Below are 21,767 nucleotides of genomic sequence, written 5' to 3' on the forward strand. Positions count from 1 at the left end.
CCGCTCGCCGACCGCTTCCGCACGCCCTCCGAAGCTTCGTGCGGCCCGTCCGCGCCCCCGTCGCGTCCCCCTCCGGGCGCCCGTCCGGACCCTCTTCACGCCCGCCGCCTGCTCTCCCACCGCCCCGCCGTTCCCCGCCCGTCAGTGACGGGTGGCAGGATCGGACGCATGCCAGATGCGCTCGATGCCACCCCTTACGACGCCCTGCTCCTGCTCTCGTTCGGCGGCCCGGAAGGCCCGGACGACGTGGTTCCGTTCCTGGAGAACGTGACGCGAGGGCGGGGCATCCCCAAGGAACGGCTCAAGGAGGTGGGGCAGCACTACTTCCTGTTCGACGGGATCAGCCCCATCAACGACCAGAACCGCGCCCTGCTGGACGCCCTGCGCAAGGACTTCGCCGACCACGGCCTCGACCTGCCGGTGTACTGGGGCAACCGCAACTGGGCGCCGTACGTGACCGACACCCTGCGCGAGATGACCGCCGACGGCCGCCGCCGCGTCCTCGTCCTCGCGACCAGCGCCTACGCCTCCTACTCCGGCTGCCGTCAGTACCGCGAGGACCTCGCCACGGCGCTGGCCACCCTGGAGACGGAGGGGCTGGAGCCGCCGAGGACCGACAAGCTGCGGCACTACTTCAACCACCCCGGATTCGTCGAGCCCATGCTCGAAGGCGTCCTGAAGGCGCTCGCCGACCTGCCCGAGGACGTGCGCGCAGGTGCCCACCTCGCCTTCACCACGCACTCCATCCCGGACACGGCGGCGGACACCTCCGGCCCCGTCGAGGGGCACGGCGACGGAGGCGCCTACGTCCGGCAGCACCTGGACGTCGCGCGGCTCATCGCCGACGCGGTGCGCGAGCAGACCGGCGTCGAGCACCCCTGGCGGCTCGTCTACCAGTCGCGCTCCGGAGCCCCGCACATCCCGTGGCTGGAGCCGGACATCTGCGACCACCTGGAGGAGCTGCACGGCGCCGGCGTCCCGGCCGTCGTGATGGCCCCCATCGGGTTCGTGTCGGACCACATGGAGGTCCTGTACGACCTGGACACGGAGGCGACGGCGAAGGCGGCGGAGCTCGGGCTGCCGGTGCGCCGCTCCGCCACCGTGGGCGCCGATCCGCGCTTCGCGGCGGCGATCCGCGACCTCGTCCTGGAGCGCGCCGCGACGGAGAACGGACGGCACGTCGCCCCCTGTGCGCTCGGCGCGCTGGGCGCGAGCCACGACGTGTGCCCGGTGGGCTGCTGCCCGGCCCGTGCCCCCAAGCCCGCCGCCGCGGGCGCCGACAGCCCGTACGCGTGAGGAGCCCCGTGACCGAGCCCCTGCACACCGAACTGCTGCAGCTCGCCCAGGAAGCGGCGCGGCGCGCCGGCGAGCTGCTGAGGGACGGGCGTCCGGCGGACCTCGCGGTCGCCGCCACCAAGTCGAGCCCGATCGACGTCGTCACCGAGATGGACATCGCCGCCGAGAAGCTGATCACCGACCTCATCGCCGAACACCGCCCGGACGACGGTCTCCTCGGGGAGGAGGGCGCCTCCAGCGACGGCACGAGCGGCATCCGCTGGGTCGTCGACCCGCTCGACGGCACGGTCAACTACCTGTACGGACTGCCGACCTGGGCCGTGTCCGTCGCCGCCGAGCAGGACGGGGAGACCGTCGTCGGGGTGGTGGCGGTGCCGATGCGCGGCGAGACGTACCACGCGGTGCGCGGCCGGGGCGCCTACGCCGTCGGCGCCTGGGCCGGGCAGCGCAGGCTGGCCTGCCGTCCCGCGCCGCCCCTCGACCAGGCCCTGGTCTCGACCGGCTTCAACTACGTGGCTCAGGTCCGGACCCACCAGGCCGACGTCGCCCAGCGGTTGATCCCGCTGCTGCGGGACATCCGGCGCTCCGGCTCCGCGGCGGTCGACCTGTGCGACGTGGCCGCGGGCCGTCTCGACGGCTACTACGAACGCGGACTGCACCCCTGGGACCTCGCCGCGGGCGACCTGATCGCCAGGGAGGCGGGCGCGCTGACCGGTGGACGCCCCGGAGAGCGCCCCGCACGCGATCTCGCGGTCGCCGCCTCGCCCGGCGTCTTCGAGCCCCTCCAGCAGCTCCTGGAGGACTTCGGCGCCTGGCACGACTGAGCCCGGCCGCGCCCACGGCACCACGACCGGTGCCGGAAGAAGCGCGCGGGAACACGAAGGAGCGGGGCCCCGGCACTGGATCGATACCGGGGCCCCGCTCCTTTACGAACCGATCAGACGCGCGACGCGCCGACCTCCACACCGTGCTCGGCGGCGAGGCGGTGCAGGTCGTCGAGCTCGCCCTGCTCGACCTCCGCGAGGAAGTCGTCGCCTGTTTCGCGAGCCCGCGTCAGGTCGGACTCGGTCGCCCTTATGCGCTGCAGAAGTCCTGCGGTGAATGCGTCCATGCTGCGCCCCCTCGTCCTGGGTCGTGGGTCGGGTGGCACGGGGGTGTGCCGTCGGAAGGGGCGATCACGTCTCCAGATGGGTGCCCAGCGCTGCCCAGGCCGGGCGGCGACGGTGCCGGACATCCACGCCCGCTCTGCGGAAGCGGTTGGACGTACCACAAGGTGGCTTGCCCTGTGCAGAGCGTGATCGCGGGGTGTAAAGCCGTCCTCCCCCCGCTTCCTTCCGTGGAAACCTCAACCCGACGAGAAAATCTGGCATTCCCGGGCCCCAGGACCGGAGTCCCGTCCCCCTCCCACCGTCTTACAGCCGGTTTACGGCCGAAAAGGGCAGGATGGAGCCCTCACCCGTGACAAGCCCTGCCCGCGTGCGCCCAAGTGCCGTCGCGCGGGTGGACAGAGGAAGGACTAGCGACGTGCGCGTACTCGTCGTCGAGGACGAGCAGCTGCTCGCCGATGCGGTGGCCACCGGACTGCGCCGGGAGGCCATGGCCGTCGACGTCGTGTACGACGGTGCGGCCGCCCTGGAGCGCATCGGCGTGAACGACTACGACGTGGTCGTCCTCGACCGCGACCTCCCGCTCGTGCACGGCGACGACGTCTGCCGGAAGATCGTCGAGCTCGGGATGCCCACGCGCGTGCTGATGCTCACCGCGTCCGGCGACGTCAGCGACCGCGTGGAGGGGCTGGAGATCGGCGCCGACGACTATTTGCCCAAGCCGTTCGCGTTCAGCGAGCTGACGGCACGCGTGCGTGCCCTCGGGCGGCGCACGAGCGTGCCGCTGCCGCCCGTCCTGGAGCGTGCCGGGATCAAGCTCGACCCCAACCGCCGGGAAGTCTTCCGCGACGGCAAGGAGGTCCAGCTCGCGCCCAAGGAGTTCGCCGTCCTGGAGGTGCTGCTGCGCAGCGAGGGCGCCGTCGTCTCCGCCGAGCAGCTGCTGGAGAAGGCCTGGGACGAGAACACGGACCCCTTCACCAACGTCGTACGCGTGACCGTGATGACCCTGCGCCGCAAGCTCGGCGAGCCCCCGGTCATCGTCACCGTGCCCGGCTCCGGCTACAGGATCTGATCCGCCGTGGCCGCGACCCCGGCGCCCCCCGCGGCGCCCCCCAAGCCCACCTGGGAACCCAGAAGGCCGGAACCCCCGTTCCCCTGGCTGCGCCCGACCATCCGCATACGGCTCACGCTGCTCTACGGCGGCATGTTCCTGATCGCCGGCATCATGCTGCTGTCGATCATCTACTTGCTCGCGGCGCAGGCGCTGAACACCGGCAACGAGCCGCTCTTCAGGATCGCCGGCGGCACCGACATCAAGGTCACCAGCGACAACTGCCCCGCGGTGAACTCGGGCCTGTCGCTCGATGCCTTCAACGCCGCGATCAGCCACTGCATCGACCAGCAGCGCCAGGCCGCCCTGGACAACCTGCTCAGCCGCTCGCTGCTCGCCCTGCTCGGCCTCGCCATCATCGCCTTCGCCTTCGGCTACGCGATGGCCGGCCGGGTGCTCTCGCCGCTCGGCCGGATCACCCGCACCGCGCGCGCGGTGGCCGGCTCGGACCTCTCCCGGCGGATCGAACTGGACGGGCCGGACGACGAGCTCAAGGAGCTGGCGGACACCTTCGACGACATGCTGGAGCGGCTCCAGCGCGCCTTCACCGCCCAGCAGCGGTTCGTCGGGAACGCCTCGCACGAGCTGCGCACCCCGCTCGCGATCAATCGCACCCTCCTGGAGGTGCACCTCTCGGACCCGGGGGCGCCGGTCGAGCTCCAGCAGCTCGGCAAGACGCTCCTCGCCACCAACGAGCGCAGCGAACAGCTCGTCGAGGGCCTGCTGCTGCTCGCCCGCAGCGACAACCAGATCGTCGAGCGCAAGCCGGTGGACCTCGCCGAGGTCGCCGAGCAGGCCGTCGATCAGGTGCATGCCGAGGCGGAGGCCAAGGGCGTGGAGATCCGGGGCGAGCGGAAGCCCGCCGTCGTCCAGGGCAACGGCGTGCTGCTGGAGCGGATCGCCCTGAACCTCGTGCAGAACGCCGTCCGGTACAACGTGCCGGAGGGCGGCTGGGTCGAGGTCACCACGGCGGCCGAGCACGGACAGGCGGTCCTGGTCGTGTCGAACACGGGTCCAGTGGTGCCGGCGTACGAGATCGACAACCTCTTCGAGCCCTTCCGGCGGCTGCGCACGGAGCGCACGGGCAGCGACAAGGGCGTGGGCCTCGGCCTGTCGATCGTCCGGTCGGTGGCCCGCGCGCACGGTGGGCACATCGCCGCGGAGCCGCGTGACGGAGGTGGGCTCGTGATGCGCGTCACCCTTCCGATCTGAGAGCATGTCCCGCACACGCGGCGATGTTCGCTTTGCGCGGAATTTTCCGGCCACCCGTCCGGGAGAGCCGTGTGTGATCGATCACAAGGGCGATTTTCAGGCCATCTACTCTCCGTGATCATGCAGGCTGTCGGAAAGCCGGGAAAATCCGGGTTTTCGGGGGTCTTGATCACGGGAAGTACACGGTGAGACGCCTTTGAAGTGCGCCCTTAGGACCGTGTACGGTCCGCATCGCCATCCAAGCCGATCACTCTTGAGGAGTCCGGTTGGGTGTCGATTGAGTAACAGACCTTGATGTGAGGCAAAATCTCCGCCTCGGGTCGGGCACAAGTCCGGCCTCTCACGCGTTACGTGCGCTGGAGACACCGCAGACACCCAGAGGGGGAGAGCGACATGGCAACGGATTACGACACCCCACGCAAGACCGACGACGACGTCGACTCGGACAGCCTTGAAGAGCTGAAGGCACGCCGGAACGACAAGTCGACCTCGTCCGTCGACGTAGATGAGTTCGAGGCCGCCGAAGGCCTGGAACTGCCCGGTGCGGACCTCTCGAACGAGGAGCTCGCCGTCCGGGTCCTGCCCAAGCAGCAGGACGAGTTCACCTGCATGAGCTGCTTCCTGGTGCACCACCGCAGCCAGCTGGCCCGCGAGAAGAACGGCCAGCCGATCTGCCGCGACTGCGACTGAGGCAGGGTCGGCCGTGACTGGCTCGACCCCACCTTGGAAGCGCCGCTCCTCCAGGCGGGGAGCGGACGAAGGGCCGTACGGCGGCTCTGAAGGCGTACGTGACGACGAGCGAGGCTCTTCCGCACCGGGATCAGCCTCGCTCGACGAGCCGCCCTCAGGCGGCGCCCTGGAGGCCTCTCAGAGCCCTCCTGCTCGCACGGCCACGCGCCGCGCGGCGCGTGTCAGGGACGGGGTCCTGAAAGGCGTCCAGAAGGGCAGCAGCCGCGCCAAGGCGGGGCTGGCCTATGTCGCCGACAGGATCATCGAGAACGCCCCGCGTGTGCCCGTACGGGACCTCGCGACCCTCCGCAGGCAATTCCCGGGCCTCGGGCCCGAGGAGCTCGCGGACAAGCTCGTCGCGGGCGCGGCCGCCGCGACGTCCACGGTCGGCGCCGGGATCGGTGCCGCCGCCATGCTCCCGGTGCCGCCGGCGATGCCCACCGAGCTCGCCGCCGAGATCACCGGCGTGGCCGCGATCGAGCTCAAGATGATCGCCGAGCTCCACGAGGTCTACGGTCTGCGACCGCCCGGCAACCTCAAGGAGCGCAGCACCGCGTACCTGAACTCCTGGTCGGGGGAGCGCGGCATCGACGTGACGAAGCCGTCGACGGTCAACGCCGCGCTGGGCGGCCAGATGAAGCGCGAGATGCGCCAGCAGATCATGAAGCGGACGGTGCGGGACCTGCCCAACCTGATGCCGTTCATGGTCGGAGCGGCGGTCGGCGCGCTCATGAACCGCCGCGACACCAGACGCCTGGCGTCCCGCATCCGCAAGGACCTGCGGAAGATGCAGGTGCCGTGGGACGCGCTGCCCGAACTGCCGCCGCTGGAGAAGCCGGCGGACCCCCTGCGCCTCGGCGAGATCCCCCGAGAGCTGGGCCGCTGAGGCACGTCCGCTCCGCGCGCCCCGGCCGATCGGGCCGGGAAGACGCGCACGGCGCGGTCTCGCGGGCCCCTGGAGCCGCCTCAGGGCACACGTGCGTGAGCGGGCCAGGCTCGACGGAGCAGGTCGCCGTGGAGCGCGTACGCGGCCGTCGCCGGACGGTGCGGGCGCGGGCTACGCCTCGGCGCGGGACGACCTCAGGGCCGCCGCCAGGCGCTCCGGCTCCCGGGTCGACAGGTACAGGTACGGCGTCGGGTCCTCCGGGTCCGTGACCTGGACGCGCAGGCCCGTGGGGATGTAGGCGCGCAGGAGCATGAAGGCGCGGGGATCGGCCTTGTGCGTGCGCCAGGCGCGCGCCTCCTCCTGGTCCATGATCTCGGCGTCGCCGAGGGCCGCGAGCGGGATCTTCGCCTCGCCCGCGATCAGCGAGTCACCGACGACCCGGATGCGGATCGAGCCGTACGAACTGGCCACGACCGCCGAGACCGCGGTTCCGCCGACCAGGCCGCCCAGCAACGGCAGCGTGCCGAACGGAAGCAGGATCAGGGCCATCGCGACCCCGACCATGAAGCACACCAGCCACCAGGAGCGGGGTGCGGTGAGGCGTTCTTCGTACGGCGAGGCGGAGAGCTGCATGAAGCCAAGCTTGACACGGTGCGTACGGTGGGCCGACTCGCGGGTAAGGTCTGCGCCTGTGAGTGGTACTTCCGCAGCTCTGACGCCTCCCGCCGACGCCGTCGCGCCGGTGCGGCACCCCGACGCGCCCGCCCCCGGGGAACTCCTCGGTGCCCACTACGAACAGTGTTTCGGTTGTGGCGGTGAGCAGCCGCACGGGCTGCATCTGGAGGCCCGCGCCGGCGAAGGTGTCCGGATCACCGCGGAGTTCACCGTGCGGCCCGCCCATCAGGGCGCCCCGGGCCTCGCGCACGGCGGCGTCCTCGCCACCGCGCTGGACGAGACGCTCGGCTCGCTGAACTGGCTGCTGCGCACCATCGCCGTGACCGGGCGGCTGGAGACCGACTTCCGGCGCCCGGTGCCCGTCGGCACCGTGCTCCACCTGGAGGCCGAGGTCACCGCGGTGGCCGGCCGGAAGATCTACTCCACCGCCACCGGGCGGATCGGCGGCCCCGACGGGCCCGTGGCCGTCCGCGCGGACGCCCTGTTCGTCGAGGTGAAGGTCGACCACTTCATCGAGAACGGCCGCCAGGAGGAGATCCACGCGGCCATGAACGACCCGGACCAGATCCGGCGTGCCCGTGCCTTCGAGGTGAACCCGTGACCCGTGACCCCGGCGGACAACTCCCCGTGCTGATCAGACGCGTGGACCCCGACGTACCGCTCCCCGAGTACGCACACCCGGGTGACGCGGGAGCCGATCTGCGCACCACCGAGAGCTGCGAACTGGCGCCCGGTGAGCGGGCCGTGCTCCCCACCGGGGTGTCCATCGCGCTGCCCGAGGGGTACGCGGCCTTCGTGCACCCCCGTTCCGGGCTCGCCGCCCGCTGCGGTGTCGCCCTGGTGAATGCCCCGGGGACGGTGGATGCCGGGTACCGTGGGGAGATCAAGGTGATCGTGGTGAATCTCGACCCGCGCGAGTCCGTGCGGTTCGAGCGCTTCGACCGGATTGCTCAACTGGTCGTCCAGCAGGTCGAGAGGGTCCGCTTCGAGGAGGTGGCGGAGCTTCCCGACACGGCGCGGGCCGCAGGGGGCTTCGGGTCCACCGGCGGTCATGCCGCCGTGGGCAGCACAACGGGTGGGAATCGATACGCTTCGGTCGTATCCGACCGGGAAGGACAGTGACGTGTTCGGACGTCGCAAGAAGGGCAGTGCCGCCGAGGACGCGGCGGGCGAGGCCGAGCAGGTCGTCGACGGCGTCGACACTGAGGCGGACGAGGCGGAGGAGCGGGAGCGCGTGAGGCTCGAGCCCGAGCCCCGCCCCGACGGACCCTGGGACAGCTCCGAGGTCCGTGAGCCGGCCGAGGGCCGGGTGGACCTGGGCGGGCTTTTCGTGCCCGGGGTCGACGGCATGGAACTGCGGGTCGAGGTCGCGGGCGACGCGATCGTCGCGGCGACCGTGGTCCTCAAGGACAGTGCCGTCCAGTTGCAGGCCTTCGCCGCTCCCAAGCGCGAGGGCATCTGGGGCGAGGTGCGCGAGGAGATCGCCTCCGGCATCACCCAGCAGGGCGGTGTCATCGACGAGGTCGAGGGCCCGCTGGGCTGGGAGCTGCGTGCGCAGGTTCCGGTGCAGCTGCCGGACGGCACGGGCGGTTTCCAGGTCGTGCGGTTCGTCGGCGTGGACGGTCCCCGCTGGTTCCTGCGCGGAGTGATCTCCGGGCAGGGCGCGGTGCAGCCGCAGGCCGCGGGTCTGCTGGAGCAGATCTTCCGGGACACGGTCGTCGTCCGCGGCGAGGGCCCGATGGCCCCCCGCGACCCGATCGTCCTGAAGCTGCCGAACGACGCGCAGATGGTCCCCGAGGGTGTCCAGCAGGAGGAGCAGGGCGGCTCCCGCTTCTCCGGCGGCATGGGACAGCTCCAGCGCGGGCCGGAGATCACCGAGGTCCGCTGACCGGGGTTCTCCGCGACCGACGGACCCGGGACCACCGGCCCGCCGGCCGAGGGACGCACACGAGCTCGGGCCGTACCTCCCCACGGGAGGTGCGGCCCTTTCGCATGTCCAGGCCCGGCCAAGTTCTCATCGATGAACGGCAGTTGAGCTGCGGGTCCTTCTTCAGGCCTTGACGGAAGTCTGGTCCATACCTATGGTCACCGGCCAACGCGCGTGTTCAGCATTCCATGTGTCGTTCACATACGAGAATGGATGGCCCCCGCATGCCCGACACCCCCACACGGCACCACCGCAGACGGCGCCCCGTCGTCCTCGCCACCGTCGCCGCCGCGACCGCGGCGCTCGTGGGCACCCTCGTCTCCTGGCCCGGTGCCCATCGGGCCGAGGCCGCGCCCGCCGTCTTCGCGCACCCCGGAGTCACCGTCTCCAAGAGCCAGCTCGACTTCGCACGCACCAAGGTCAACGCGGGCGCCCAGCCCTGGAAGGGCGCCTTCGACCAGATGACGGCGAGCAAGTACGCCTCACTGAGCCGCACCGCCAAACCCCGCGCGACCGTCGAGTGCGGCTCGTACTCCAACCCCAACTACGGGTGCACCGACGAGCGCGAGGACGCGATCGCCGCGTACACCGACGCGCTCGCCTGGTACATCACGCGCGACGACCGGTACGCCAAGAAGGCCATCGAGCTGATGGACGCCTGGTCGGCGGTGATCAAGGACCACACCAACAGCAACGCGCCCCTGCAGACCGGCTGGGCCGGCTCCTCCTGGCCGAAGGCCGCCGAGATCATCAAGTACACGTACACCGGGACGTGGGCCAACTCCGGCCGCTTCGCGACCATGCTGCGCGACGTCTACCTGCCCGAGATCATCAACGGCTCGAACTCCAACGGGAACTGGGAGCTGTCGATGATGGAGGCCGCCGTCGGCATCTCCGTCTTCCTGGAGGACAGGACGTCGTACGACAAGGCCATGGCGAAGTTCCGGACGCGTACCGCCGCCTACGTCTACCTCGCCTCGGACGGCGACGTGCCGAAGACCGTGCCGAGCCAGAACCTCGACACCAAGGCGAAGATCGTCAACTACTGGCAGGGGCAGTCCACCTTCGTCACCGGACTCACCCAGGAGACCTGCCGCGACTTCACGCACACCGGCTACGGCATCTCCGCCATCTCGCACATCGCCGAGACCAGCCGCATCCAGGGCCAGGACCTGTACGGCACCGACGTCGGCGAGCGGCTGCGACAGGCGCTCGGCTTCCAGTCCAAGTACCAGCTGGGCGAGGCCGCACCGAGCTGGCTGTGCGGCGGGTCCCTGAACCTCGGGCTCGGACCGGTGACCGAGGTCGGCTACAACGCCCTGCACAACCGTCTGGGCATCGCGATGACCAACACACAGCGGCTGACCGAGCAGAACCGCCCGGCCGGCAGCAACAACCTGTTCGTGGCCTGGGAGACGCTGACCCACGGTGACAACCTCGGCTGACCCATTGCCCGGCCGGGCGCCCGCTGGACATACTGGCGCCCGGCCGACGGGGGAGGAACATGAGTCAGGTCGCCACCGACACCATGCTGCGGGTCGAGAACGTCCATCGTTCCTACGGCACCGGAGCCGCCGCCGTGCACGCGCTGCGCGGGGTCTCCTTCGACGTGCCGCGCGGCGAGCTCGTCGCCCTCAAGGGCCGCTCCGGATCCGGCAAGACCACCCTGCTCAACCTCGTGGGCGGCCTCGACGAGCCGGACGAGGGCCGCATCACCGTGGACGGCCTCGACCTGTCGGGCCTCGACGAGAACGGCCTGCTGGGACTGCGCCGCGACCGCATCGGCTTCGTCTTCCAGTCCTTCGGGCTCATCCCCATCCTCACCGCCGCCGAGAACGTCGGCGTGCCGCTGCGGCTGCGCCGGGCCGACCCGCGCGAGCGCGAGGAGCGCGTGGAACTGCTGCTCTCGCTCGTCGGCCTCGCCGACCACGCGGCGCAGCGGCCCGGCGAGCTGTCCGGCGGCCAGCAGCAGCGCGTGGCCATCGCCCGCGCCCTGGCCAACAACCCCGCCCTCCTGATCGCCGACGAGCCCACCGGGCAGCTCGACGCGGAGACCGGTATCGCCGTGATGGAACTGCTGCGCGCCGTCGTCCGCAGCGAGCAGGTCACCGCCCTCGTCGCCACGCACGACGCGGCCCTGCTCGACCTCGCCGACCGGGTGCTGGAGCTGAGCGACGGCGAGATCGTCGAACACTAACGGCGCCGCCGCGTCCCGCTTCGGGAGCACACCTCCCTCCACGGCGGGTCACCGCCGGCCGCGCGGCTGCCGCTGCGGCACCGGGCGGAGAGCGGCACACGCCCGCACCACCTCCGCGCGCCGGCGCGGATCGCGTCAGAGTTGCGTCAAAGACGCCCCCCGCCTGCCCCGACGCCTCCTTTGTCGGAATTCATGGCCGTAAGGTCGACGCTGCGTACACGGCAGTGACAGGAAGACAATAGAGCTCATGGCACGCGGCAAGCTTCGGATCTACCTCGGTGCGGCACCGGGCGTCGGCAAGACGTACGCCATGCTCTCCGAGGCGCACCGGCGCGTCGAACGGGGTACCGACTGCGTGGTCGCCTTCGTGGAGCACCACGACCGGCCGCGCACCGAGGTGATGCTGCACGGCCTGGAGCAGGTGCCGCGCAGGGAACTGGAGCACCGCGGCTCCGTCTTCACCGAGATGGACGTGGATGCCGTGCTGGAGCGCGCCCCGGCCGTCGCCCTGGTGGACGAACTCGCCCACACCAATGTGCCCGGCTCGCGCAACGACAAGCGCTGGCAGGACGTCGAGGAACTGCTCGCGGCCGGCATCGACGTCGTCTCGACGGTCAACATCCAGCACCTGGAGTCACTCGGCGACGTCGTCGAGTCCATAACGGGCGTACGGCAGCGGGAGACCGTGCCGGACGAGGTGGTGCGCAGGGCGGACCAGATCGAGCTCGTCGACATGTCGCCGCAGGCACTGCGGCGGCGGATGGCACACGGCAACATCTACAAGTCGGACAAGGTCGACGCCGCCCTGTCCAACTACTTCAGGCCCGGCAACCTCACCGCCCTGCGCGAGCTCGCCCTGCTCTGGGTCGCCGACCGGGTCGACGAGTACCTCACCGAGTACCGCAGCGAGCACCGGGTCTCCAAGATCTGGGGATCGCGGGAGCGCATCGTGGTGGGCCTGACCGGCGGGCCGGAGGGACGCACGCTGATCCGGCGCGCGGCCCGGCTCGCGGAGAAGGGCGCGGGCGGCGAGGTGATGGCCGTCTACATCGCGCGCAGCGACGGACTGACCTCCGCCTCGCCCAAGGAGCTGGCCGTCCAGCGCACCCTCGTCGAGGATCTCGGCGGCACCTTCCATCACGTCGTCGGCGACGACATCCCCGCCTCGCTCCTGGACTTCGCGCGGGGTGTCAACGCCACCCAGATCGTGCTCGGCTCCTCCCGCCGCAAGACCTGGCAGTACGTCTTCGGGCCGGGGGTCGGCACCACCGTCGCCCGCGAGTCCGGCCCCGACCTGGACGTCCACATCGTCACCCACGAAGAGGTCGCCAAGGGGCGCGGCCTGCCGGTGGCGCGCGGGGCACGGCTCGGCCGCTCCCGGATCATCTGGGGCTGGCTGGTCGGCGTGCTCGGCCCGGTCGTCCTCGCGCTGCTGCTGAACACCGTCGACCTCGGCCTCGCCAACGACATGCTGCTGTTCCTGACGGTGACCGTCGCGGCGGCGCTCCTCGGTGGCCTCTACCCGGCACTGGCCTCCGCGGCCCTCGGCACGCTCCTGCTGAACTACTACTACACGCCGCCCCTGCACCGGCTGACCATCGCGGACCCCAAGAACATCGTCGCCATCGCGATCTTCGTCGGCGTCGCCGTCTCGGTGGCGTCGGTCGTGGACCTGGCGGCCCGCCGCACGCACCAGGCGGCCCGGCTGCGGGCCGAGTCGGAGATCCTGTCCTTCCTCGCGGGCAGTGTGCTCCGCGGCGAGACGAGCCTGGAGGCCCTCCTGGAGCGGGTCCGGGAGACCTTCTCGATGGAGTCGGTCGCCCTGCTGGAGCGGGAGAGCGACGTCGATCCGTGGACCTGCGCGGGCAGCGTGGGACCCGAGCCGTCCACCCGTCCCGAGGACGCGGACGTGGACATGCCGGTCGGCGACCACATGGCGCTGGCCCTGTCCGGGCGCGTCCTGCCGGCCTCGGACCGCCGGGTGCTCGCCGCGTTCGCCGCGCAGGCCGCGGTGGTCCTGGACCGGCAGCGGCTGCAGCACGAGGCGGCCCAGGCCAAGGAGCTGGCCGAGGGCAACCGCATCCGCACCGCGTTGCTGGCCGCCGTCAGCCACGACCTGCGGACCCCGCTGGCCGGGATCAAGGCCGCGGTCTCCTCGCTGCGCTCCGAGGACGTCGAATGGTCCGAGGAGGACCGGGCGGAGCTCCTCGAAGGCATCGAGGACGGCGCCGACCGCCTCGACCACCTGGTCGGCAACCTGCTGGACATGTCCCGCCTGCAGACCGGCACGGTCACCCCGCTGATCCGCGAGATCGACCTCGACGAGGTGGTGCCGATGGCCCTCGGCGGCGTCCCCGAGGACAGCGTGGAGCTGGAGATCCCGGAGAGCCTGCCGATGGTCGCCGTCGACGCCGGACTGCTGGAGCGGGCCGTCGCCAACCTCGTCGAGAACGCCGTCAAGTACAGCCCTGCCGACGAACGCGTCCTGGTGTCCGCGAGCGCCATCGCCGACCGGGTGGAGGTGCGGGTCGTCGACCGCGGACCGGGCGTCCCCGACGAGGCCAAGGACCGCATCTTCGCGCCGTTCCAGCGCTACGGCGACGCCCCGCGCGGCGCCGGCGTGGGCCTCGGCCTCGCCGTCGCCCGCGGCTTCGCCGAGGCGATGACCGGCACCCTGAACGCCGAGGACACCCCCGGCGGCGGACTCACCATGGTGCTCACGGTGCGGGCGGTGGACCGCCGCCCCGACCTGGCCACCACACCATCAGGCGCAGAAAGGCAGGTCCCATGCTGAGCTCGACCGGGGGCGACCCGCGGACCCCCACGAGGGTCCTCGTGGTCGACGACGAGCCGCAGATCACCCGGGCCCTGGTGATCAACCTCAGGGCACGCAAGTACGAGGTCGACGCGGCACCCGACGGGGCGACCGCGCTCCAGCTCGCCGCCGCCCGCCACCCGGACGTCGTCGTGCTCGACCTGGGGCTGCCCGACATGGACGGCGTGGAGGTGATCAGGGGGCTGCGCGGCTGGACCCGGGTGCCGATCCTGGTGCTCTCGGCCCGGCACTCCTCCGACGAGAAGGTCGAGGCGCTCGACGCGGGCGCCGACGACTACGTCACCAAGCCCTTCGGCATGGACGAGCTGCTGGCGCGGCTGCGGGCCGCGGTGCGTCGGGCGGAGCCCACCGGGGGCGGCGAGGACGACGTGATCGTCGAGACCGACGACTTCACCGTCGACCTGGCCGCCAAGAAGGTCAACCGCGACGGCCGTGACGTCCGTCTGACGCCCACCGAGTGGCACCTCCTGGAGGTCCTGGTGCGCAACACGGGCCGCCTCGTCGGGCAGAAGCAGCTGCTCCAGGAGGTGTGGGGACCGTCGTACGGCACGGAGACCAACTACCTCCGCGTCTACATGGCCCAGCTGCGCCGCAAGCTGGAGGTGGACCCCTCGCACCCGCGGCACTTCATCACGGAGCCGGGGATGGGCTACCGGTTCGAGCGATGAGTCGCACGCGGGTTCGTACGGCGGTGCCGGGGGTACGTACGGGTCGGCGGCCCCCGGTACGCTTTCGGTATGAGTGCTGTTCCTCGTTCCGAAAAGCCGGCGGGCCGGTTCCGGCGGATGATAGACCGGCTCTCCTCGTCCCAGGAGGACCTGGAGTCCGAGGAGCTGCGGGAGGACACCGAGACCACCGGGTGCACCCGCATCGGTGACTGCCACGACCGCCAGATCGTCACGGTTACTGGTACGTTGCGCACGGTCACTCTGCGCCCGCGGGCCGGTGTCCCGGCCTTGGAGGCCGAGCTGTTCGACGGATCGGCCGCCCTGGACGTGGTCTGGCTCGGCCGGCGCTCCATCGTCGGGATCGAACCGGGACGCAAGTTGATCGCATCGGGCCGGATTTCGATGAGCCGGGGCCGTAGGGTGCTGTTCAACCCGAAGTACGAACTCAGACCGCTCGGACGGGAGTAGCCGGTGACGTCGCTCGACAAGCCGACCGAAGACGCCCAGCAGGACTCCAGGGCCGTGACCGAGGCCGCGCTCTTCGATGCGTTCGGCGGCGTGCGGGGCATGGTCGAGACGGTCGTGCCCGGCCTGCTCTTCGTCACCATCTTCACGATCAACAAGGACCTGCACTGGTCGGCGATCGCCGCCCTCGGCGTGTCCCTGCTGCTCGTGGTGGTCCGCCTCGTCATGCGGGACACCGTCAAGCACGCCTTCAGCGGGGTGTTCGGCGTCGCGTTCGGCGTGGTCTTCGCGATGATGACGGGCAACGCCAAGGACTTCTACCTGCCGGGCATGCTCTACACGCTCGGTCTGGCCATCGCCTACATCGTCACGACCCTCGCGGGCGTCCCGCTGATCGGCCTGATCCTGGGACCGGTGTTCAAGGAGAACCTCTCCTGGCGCACCCGCAACCCCGGCCGCAAGAAGGCGTACGCCAAGGCCAGTTGGGCCTGGGGCCTGATCCTCCTCGCCAAGTGCGCGGTGCTCTTCCCGCTCTACTGGTGGGCCGACACCACCCAGTTCGGCTGGGTCCTCATCGCCCTGAAGATCCCGCCGTTCCTCCTCGCCGTCTGGCTCACCTGGGTCTTCCTCGCCAAGGCGCCCGCACCGATCGACGTCTTCGCCGAGATGGAGGCGGAGGAGAAGGCTGAGAAGGAGCGCAAGGCCGCCCTCGCGGCGGAGCGCGGCGACTCGGCACCCGCCAGCCACCGCCGGGAGGCGTAGCCCGCCCCGCCGCGGGACGGCACTCCCTGCGGCCGACGGTCCGCAGGCGACGGGCCGTGACGGCCCCGGACGGCGGTCCGTGACGACCCGCGTACGACAAGCCCGCACACGACGAAGGGGCGCCCGGAGATCTCCGGGCGCCCCTTCGTCGTACACGCTCCGGGCCGTCTACTCGGTCGCGTCCTCGCGGCGCACCGACAGCAGATCCTCCAGCTGTTCCTCGCGGGCCTGTGCGGCCACGAAGAGGAGTTCGTCGCCCGCCTCCAGGGAGTCCTCCTGGGAGGGGGTGAGGACGCGGGTGCCGCGGATGATGGTCACCAGTGAGGTGTCCTGCGGCCACTCGACGTCGCCCACCGTGGTGCCCGCGAGCGCGGACTCCGGCGGCAGGGTCAGCTCGACGAGGTTGGCGTCGCCGTGACTGAAGCGCAGCAGGCGCACCAGATCGCCGACGCTGACCGCCTCCTCGACGAGGGCCGACATCAGGCGCGGGGTGGAGACGGCGACGTCGACGCCCCAGGACTCGTTGAAGAGCCACTCGTTCTTCGGGTTGTTCACGCGGGCCACGACCCGCGGGACCCCGTACTCGGTCTTCGCGAGCAGGGAGACGACGAGGTTGACCTTGTCGTCACCGGTGGCCGCGATGACCACGTTGCAGCGCTGGAGCGCGGCCTCGTCCAGGGAGGTGATCTCGCAGGCGTCGGCGAGCAGCCACTCCGCCTGCGGCACGCGCTCGACCGAGATGGCGGTCGGCGCCTTGTCGATCAGCAGGATCTCGTGGCCGTTCTCCAGGAGCTCACCCGCGATCGAGCGGCCCACGGCACCGGCACCGGCAATGGCGACCCTCATCAGTGACCGGCCTCCTCTTCAGGACCCTTGGCGAACGCCGCCTCGACCTTGTCCACCTCGTCGGAGCGCATCATGACGTGCACCAGGTCGCCTTCCTGCAGCACCGTCTGCGAGGAGGGCAGGATCGCCTCGCCCAGCCGGGTGAGGAAGGCCACGCGCACGCCCGTCTCGTCCTGGAGGCGGCTGATCTTGTGGCCGACCCAGCCGGAGGAGGTGTGCACCTCGGCGAGCTGCACCCCGCCGGTGGGGTCGCGCCACAGTGGCTCGGCGCCGGAGGGCAGCAGCCTGCGCAGCATCTGGTCGGCCGTCCAGCGGACGGTGGCGACGGTCGGGATGCCGAGGCGCTGGTAGACCTCGGCGCGGCGCGGGTCGTAGATGCGCGCGGCCACGTTCTCGATGCCGAACATCTCGCGGGCCACCCGGGCGGCGATGATGTTCGAGTTGTCACCGCTGGAGACCGCGGCGAACGCGCCGGCCTCCTCGATGCCCGCTTCGCGCAGGGTGTCCTGGTCGAAGCCGACTCCGGTGACACGACGGCCGCCGAACCCGGAGCCCAGTCGTCGGAAGGCGGTGGGGTCCTGGTCGACCACGGCGACCGTGTGCCCCTGTTGCTCCAGGGTCTGGGCAAGAGCGGAGCCCACTCTTCCGCAGCCCATGATGACGATGTGCACGACCGTCCTTCCGAATCTGATGGTTACGGCTCAGGGTGAACAGGGTCTCAGACCGCCGCCCAAGCTACACACGCGCGGTCCGTCCGGGGCACCCCTGTGCACGTTCGCCTGCGGGTTTCGGGCGGCGACCGAGGAGAAGGAGCTCAGCGGCGTGTGATGCTGCGGACACTCACCAGGGTCAGGATTCCGAGGCCGACGAGGGCGGCGGCGGCTCCGATCAGCTCCGCGGTCACATGCATCGATCCTCCACGGCGGGGGCAAGGGCGGGGTTTTGTCATATAGACACGTGGATCCGTCCGGCCACGGAATCCGCAGCCGGACAGGTCCCCGTTTTCACTCGGAGAGCAGATGCTGTGCGGAAGCGGGGCGGCGGGTGGGCGGCCCCGTGTTCGAACCCTTACGCTTCTCTGTTGTGTCCAAACTGACCGACGTGCCCAAACGGATTCTGATCGGGCGCGCACTGCGCAGTGATCGGCTCGGAGAAACGCTCCTGCCGAAGCGCATCGCCCTTCCCGTGTTCGCCTCCGACCCGCTCTCCTCCGTCGCGTACGCGCCCGGAGAAGTGCTGCTGGTCCTGTCCATCGCGGGTGTGTCGGCCTACCACTTCAGCCCCTGGATCGCTGTCGCGGTCGTCGTGCTGATGTTCACGGTGGTCGCCTCCTACCGGCAGAACGTGCACGCGTACCCGAGCGGCGGCGGCGACTACGAGGTCGCCAACACCAACCTCGGTCCCAAGGCGGGACTGACCGTCGCCAGCGCCCTGCTCGTCGACTACGTCCTGACCGTCGCCGTCTCCATCGCCTCCGGCATCGAGAACCTCGGCTCCGCGATCCCCTTCGTCGTCGAGCACAAGGTGGCCTGCGCGGTCGCCGTCATCGTGCTCCTCACGCTGATGAACCTGCGGGGCGTCAAGGAGTCCGGCAAGCTCTTCGCGATCCCGACGTACGTCTTCGTGGCGGGCGTCTTCATCATGATCGCGTGGGGCGCCTTCCGCGGACTCGTCCTCGACGACACCATGCGCGCGCCCACCGCCGACTACCACATCAAGGCCGAGCACCAGGGGCTCGCGGGCTTCGCCCTCGTCTTCCTGCTGCTGCGCGCCTTCTCGTCCGGCTGTGCCGCGCTCACCGGCGTCGAGGCGATCTCCAACGGCGTCCCGGCCTTCCGCAAGCCCAAGTCGAAGAACGCCGCGAACACCCTCGCGATGATGGGCCTGCTCGCCGTCACCATGTTCTGCGGCATCATCGCGCTGGCCATGTCGACCAAGGTCCGGATGGCCGAGAACCCGGCCAACGACCTGATCCACAACGGCGCCCCGGTCGGCTCCGACTACGTCCAGAACCCGGTGATCTCCCAGGTCGCCGAGGCTGTCTTCGGCAAGGGCAGCTTCCTGTTCATCGTGCTGGCCGCCGCCACCGCGCTGGTCCTGTTCCTGGCCGCCAACACCGCCTACAACGGCTTCCCGCTGCTCGGCTCGATCCTCGCCCAGGACCGCTACCTCCCGCGCCAGCTGCACACCCGCGGCGACCGCCTCGCCTTCTCCAACGGCATCGTGCTCCTCGCGGGCGCCGCGACCCTGCTGGTCGTCATCTACGGGGCGGACTCGACCCGCCTCATCCAGCTCTACATCGTCGGCGTCTTCGTCTCGTTCACGCTCAGCCAGACCGGCATGGTCCGGCACTGGAACCGACACCTGGCCACCGAGAAGGACCAGGCCAAGCGGCGTCACATGGTCCGCTCCCGGGCCATCAACGCCTTCGGCGCCTTCTTCACCGGCCTGGTCCTGGTCGTCGTCCTGGTCACCAAGTTCACGCACGGCGCCTGGGTCGCCCTGCTCGGCATGGTGATCTTCTACGCGACGATGAGCGCGATCCGCCGGCACTACGACCGGGTCGCCGAGGAGATCGCCGCCCCCGAGGGCCCCTCCGACGACAGTGTCCGCCCCTCCCGCGTCCACTCCGTCGTCCTGATCTCCAAGATCCACCGCCCGACGCTGCGCGCCCTCGCCTACGCCAAGCTGCTGCGCTCCGACACCCTCGAAGCGCTCAGCGTCAACGTCGACCCGGCCGAGACCAAGGCCCTGCGCGAGGAGTGGGAGCGGCGCGGCATCGACGTACCGCTGAAGGTGCTCGACTCGCCGTACCGCGAGATCACGCGGCCGATCATCGAGTACGTGAAGGGGCTGCGCAAGGAGTCCCCGCGCGACGCGGTGTCCGTGATCATCCCCGAGTACGTGGTCGGCCACTGGTACGAGCACCTGCTGCACAACCAGAGCGCCCTGCGCCTCAAGGGCCGCCTGCTGTTCACCCCGGGCGTCATGGTGACGTCCGTGCCCTACCAGCTGGTGTCCTCCGAGGCGGCCAAGCAGCGCGCCCGCAAGCGGCAGGACTGGAACGCGCCGGGTGCGGTGCGCCGCGGTCCGGCGGAGGAGCGGACCAAGGAGTCCTCGCAGACGAAGGGCTGAGGCCTGTCCGACCGTCCCGGCGTCGCCCGCGGGGACGGTCGGACAGGGCCTGGCACCGACGGCCTCGTGGTGAACGGCCGGACAACGTCCACGTAGACTGGTGGGCTGTTGTCCGGCCGTTCCCCCTTTTCTCAACTGGAGTCACCCCGCCATGCAGGCAGAACCGAAGAAGTCGCTGGTGGGGGCCGAGTACGAGGTCGAGATCGGCCCCGTCGCCCACGGCGGGCACTGCATCGCCCGCACCAGTGAGGGCCAGGTCCTCTTCGTCCGGCACGCCCTGCCCGGCGAGCGGGTCGTCGCCCGGGTCACGGAGGGCGAGGAGGGCGCGCGTTTCCTGCGCGCCGACGCCGTACAGGTCCTGGACGCTTCGAAGGACCGCGTCGAGGCGCCCTGCCCCTACGCGGGCCCCGGTCGCTGCGGCGGCTGCGACTGGCAGCACGCCAAGCCGGGCGCCCAGCGCCGCCTCAAGGGCGAGGTCATCGCCGAGCAGCTGCAGCGGCTCGCGGGCCTCACGCCCGAGGAGGCCGGCTGGGACGGCACGGTGATGCCCGCCGAGGGCGACAAGCTGCCCGCCGGCCAGGTGCCGGCCTGGCGTACGCGTGTCCAGTACGCCGTGGACGCCGACGGCAATGCCGGGCTGCGCCGCCACCGCTCGCACGAGGTCGAGCCGATCGAGCACTGCATGATCGCGGCGCCCGGTGTCAGCGAACTCGGCATCGAGGAGCGTGACTGGTCCGGGATGGCCTCGGTCGACGCGATCGCCGCGACCGGATCCCAGGACCGCATGGTGATCCTGGAGCCACGGCCCGGGGCCCGCCTGCCCCTCGTGGAGCTCGACAAGCCCGTCTCCGTGATGCGCGTCGAGGAGAAGGACGGCGGCATCCACCGGGTCCACGGCCGCGCGTTCGTGCGCGAGCGTGCCGACGGCCGTACCTACCGTGTCGGCAGCGGCGGTTTCTGGCAGGTCCACCCGATGGCGGCCGACACCCTGGTGAAGGCCGTCATGCAGGGCCTGCTGCCGCGCAAGGGTGAGATGGCGCTCGACCTGTACTGCGGTGTCGGTCTCTTCGCGGGCGCGCTTGCGGACCGTCTCGGCGACACGGGCGCGGTCCTCGGCATCGAGTCGGGCAAGCGAGCGGTCGAGGACGCCCGGCACAACGTCGCCGCCTTCGACCGGGTCCGCATCGAGCAGGGCAAGGTCGAGTCGGTCCTCCCACGCACCGGTATCACCGAGGTCGACCTGATCGTCCTCGACCCGCCCCGCGCCGGTGCCGGCAAGAAGACGGTCGAGCACCTGTCGTCCCTGGGCGCCCGCCGCATCGCCTACGTCGCCTGCGACCCGGCGGCCCTCGCCCGCGACCTGGCGTACTTCCGCGACGGGGGATACCGGGTGCGGACGCTGCGGGCGTTCGATCTGTTCCCGATGACGCATCACGTGGAGTGCGTGGCGATCCTCGAGGTGGCTGCGAGAGGTCACTGACCTGCGGATTTGTTCGTGAAGGGGCTCGCCGTGAGTCACTTTCACCTGTTTCCACGCATCCACCACGTGGAGTGGTCAAGAACTTCTGTCCCCGCTCTCAGAGACTCGCTGATCTGTCGTTTCGTCAGACGATTTGCAGGATCGACAGGGGTGGGACGCGTCAAGGACAGGACGCCTCTCAGCGTGGTCTGACGCTGATATGACGCTCGGACTGATGTTGCGTCAGGGATCTGATCGCGGTCGATGGCTGCCCCATCCCCGTGAGGGCTGCGATGGGTCCGCGGCAGGCCAGGGCGACGCACACCTCGGCCCGGACAGCCTTCCTGGCAGGGTGGGGCACGGTGCTGGCCGCCCCGCGACGGGGCGCGCCTGCGGCTGGCCGCTGGACGTGGCGTACGGGCGTCTGGCGGCGCACCGGCCCGATCAAGTCCATTTC

General features: G+C 70.8%; 21 protein-coding genes. 17 read left to right on the forward strand and 4 right to left on the reverse strand.

What is annotated here, in order from left to right:
* Positions 1 to 168 precede the first annotated feature (168 nt).
* Positions 169 to 1,296: a ferrochelatase gene (locus ACZ4IF_RS12360; RefSeq protein ID WP_467561968.1), complete on the forward strand. Its 1,128-nt coding sequence runs from the start codon at positions 169 to 171 to the stop codon at positions 1,294 to 1,296.
* Positions 1,297 to 1,304: 8 nt separating this feature from the next.
* Positions 1,305 to 2,120, forward strand: a complete 816-nt coding sequence (locus ACZ4IF_RS12365) for an inositol monophosphatase family protein (RefSeq protein ID WP_467561970.1) — start codon at positions 1,305 to 1,307, stop codon at positions 2,118 to 2,120.
* Positions 2,121 to 2,233: 113 nt separating this feature from the next.
* On the opposite strand, the gene ACZ4IF_RS12370 is transcribed toward ACZ4IF_RS12365, so the two are convergent.
* Positions 2,234 to 2,407, reverse strand: a complete 174-nt coding sequence (locus ACZ4IF_RS12370) for a hypothetical protein (RefSeq protein ID WP_179332611.1) — start codon at positions 2,405 to 2,407, stop codon at positions 2,234 to 2,236.
* A 413-nt stretch (positions 2,408 to 2,820) separates the two neighbouring features.
* On the opposite strand from ACZ4IF_RS12370, the gene ACZ4IF_RS12375 reads away from it, so the two are divergent.
* From ACZ4IF_RS12375 to ACZ4IF_RS12390, 4 genes are all read left to right on the forward strand, one after another.
* Positions 2,821 to 3,474 (forward strand): response regulator transcription factor, encoded by a 654-nt coding sequence (locus ACZ4IF_RS12375; RefSeq protein ID WP_010983842.1) that lies wholly within the window; start codon positions 2,821 to 2,823, stop codon positions 3,472 to 3,474.
* Between the two features lie 6 nt (positions 3,475 to 3,480).
* Positions 3,481 to 4,725, forward strand: coding sequence for a sensor histidine kinase (locus ACZ4IF_RS12380; protein WP_359492995.1), 1,245 nt, complete (start codon positions 3,481 to 3,483; stop codon positions 4,723 to 4,725).
* Positions 4,726 to 5,118: 393 nt separating this feature from the next.
* On the forward strand, positions 5,119 to 5,415 hold the full coding sequence (locus ACZ4IF_RS12385) for a DUF4193 domain-containing protein (protein ID WP_003997302.1): 297 nt from the start codon (positions 5,119 to 5,121) through the stop codon (positions 5,413 to 5,415).
* Positions 5,416 to 5,428: 13 nt separating this feature from the next.
* A complete protein-coding gene (locus tag ACZ4IF_RS12390; protein WP_467561973.1) occupies positions 5,429 to 6,340 on the forward strand; it encodes a hypothetical protein in 912 nt (303 codons plus the stop codon).
* Positions 6,341 to 6,511: 171 nt separating this feature from the next.
* Here ACZ4IF_RS12390 and ACZ4IF_RS12395 read toward each other — a convergent pair whose 3' ends face one another.
* Entirely contained in the window at positions 6,512 to 6,973 is a 462-nt protein-coding gene (locus ACZ4IF_RS12395; RefSeq protein ID WP_359493000.1) for a DUF3093 domain-containing protein, read from the reverse strand.
* Positions 6,974 to 7,031: 58 nt separating this feature from the next.
* Here ACZ4IF_RS12395 and ACZ4IF_RS12400 point away from each other — a divergent pair, with 58 nt between their 5' ends.
* The 9 genes from ACZ4IF_RS12400 (at position 7,032) to ACZ4IF_RS12440 (ending at position 15,870) form a co-directional block, all read left to right on the forward strand.
* Entirely contained in the window at positions 7,032 to 7,616 is a 585-nt protein-coding gene (locus ACZ4IF_RS12400) for a PaaI family thioesterase (RefSeq protein ID WP_359493002.1), read from the forward strand.
* Positions 7,613 to 8,137, forward strand: coding sequence for a dUTP diphosphatase (dut, locus tag ACZ4IF_RS12405; protein WP_095937141.1), 525 nt, complete (start codon positions 7,613 to 7,615; stop codon positions 8,135 to 8,137). The genes ACZ4IF_RS12400 and dut overlap by 4 nt, the downstream gene beginning before the upstream one ends.
* A 1-nt stretch (position 8,138) precedes the next feature.
* Positions 8,139 to 8,903: a DUF3710 domain-containing protein gene (locus ACZ4IF_RS12410; protein WP_028802252.1), complete on the forward strand. Its 765-nt coding sequence runs from the start codon at positions 8,139 to 8,141 to the stop codon at positions 8,901 to 8,903.
* A gap of 263 nt (positions 8,904 to 9,166) precedes the next feature.
* Complete coding sequence (locus tag ACZ4IF_RS12415) at positions 9,167 to 10,387, forward strand: alginate lyase family protein (protein WP_467561977.1); 1,221 nt, start codon at positions 9,167 to 9,169, stop codon at positions 10,385 to 10,387.
* 59 nt (positions 10,388 to 10,446) lie between these two features.
* Positions 10,447 to 11,139 (forward strand): ABC transporter ATP-binding protein, encoded by a 693-nt coding sequence (locus ACZ4IF_RS12420; protein WP_028802250.1) that lies wholly within the window; start codon positions 10,447 to 10,449, stop codon positions 11,137 to 11,139.
* Between the two features lie 247 nt (positions 11,140 to 11,386).
* Entirely contained in the window at positions 11,387 to 13,933 is a 2,547-nt protein-coding gene (locus ACZ4IF_RS12425; protein ID WP_467561979.1) for a DUF4118 domain-containing protein, read from the forward strand.
* Positions 13,927 to 14,643, forward strand: a complete 717-nt coding sequence (locus ACZ4IF_RS12430; protein WP_095937145.1) for a response regulator — start codon at positions 13,927 to 13,929, stop codon at positions 14,641 to 14,643. The genes ACZ4IF_RS12425 and ACZ4IF_RS12430 overlap by 7 nt, the downstream gene beginning before the upstream one ends.
* Before the next feature lie 69 nt (positions 14,644 to 14,712).
* Complete coding sequence (locus ACZ4IF_RS12435) at positions 14,713 to 15,111, forward strand: OB-fold nucleic acid binding domain-containing protein (protein ID WP_078629174.1); 399 nt, start codon at positions 14,713 to 14,715, stop codon at positions 15,109 to 15,111.
* A 3-nt stretch (positions 15,112 to 15,114) separates the two neighbouring features.
* Positions 15,115 to 15,870, forward strand: a complete 756-nt coding sequence (locus ACZ4IF_RS12440; protein ID WP_359493018.1) for a DUF3159 domain-containing protein — start codon at positions 15,115 to 15,117, stop codon at positions 15,868 to 15,870.
* A gap of 168 nt (positions 15,871 to 16,038) precedes the next feature.
* Here the strand turns inward: ACZ4IF_RS12440 and ACZ4IF_RS12445 are convergent, their stop codons facing one another.
* Positions 16,039 to 16,716 carry a potassium channel family protein gene (locus tag ACZ4IF_RS12445; RefSeq protein ID WP_359493020.1) on the reverse strand — a complete coding sequence of 226 codons (678 nt, stop codon included), beginning with the start codon at positions 16,714 to 16,716 and terminating at the stop codon, positions 16,039 to 16,041.
* A complete protein-coding gene (locus tag ACZ4IF_RS12450) occupies positions 16,716 to 17,387 on the reverse strand; it encodes a potassium channel family protein (protein WP_095937148.1) in 672 nt (223 codons plus the stop codon). The genes ACZ4IF_RS12445 and ACZ4IF_RS12450 overlap by 1 nt, the downstream gene beginning before the upstream one ends.
* A 412-nt stretch (positions 17,388 to 17,799) precedes the next feature.
* On the opposite strand from ACZ4IF_RS12450, the gene ACZ4IF_RS12455 reads away from it, so the two are divergent.
* Both ACZ4IF_RS12455 and ACZ4IF_RS12460 read left to right on the forward strand, forming a co-directional pair.
* Complete coding sequence (locus tag ACZ4IF_RS12455) at positions 17,800 to 19,851, forward strand: APC family permease (RefSeq protein ID WP_359493023.1); 2,052 nt, start codon at positions 17,800 to 17,802, stop codon at positions 19,849 to 19,851.
* Between the two features lie 151 nt (positions 19,852 to 20,002).
* On the forward strand, positions 20,003 to 21,331 hold the full coding sequence (locus ACZ4IF_RS12460) for a class I SAM-dependent RNA methyltransferase (protein ID WP_467561983.1): 1,329 nt from the start codon (positions 20,003 to 20,005) through the stop codon (positions 21,329 to 21,331).
* Positions 21,332 to 21,767 lie beyond the last annotated feature (436 nt).

Source organism: Streptomyces sp. NPDC025784 (assembly GCF_055558435.1).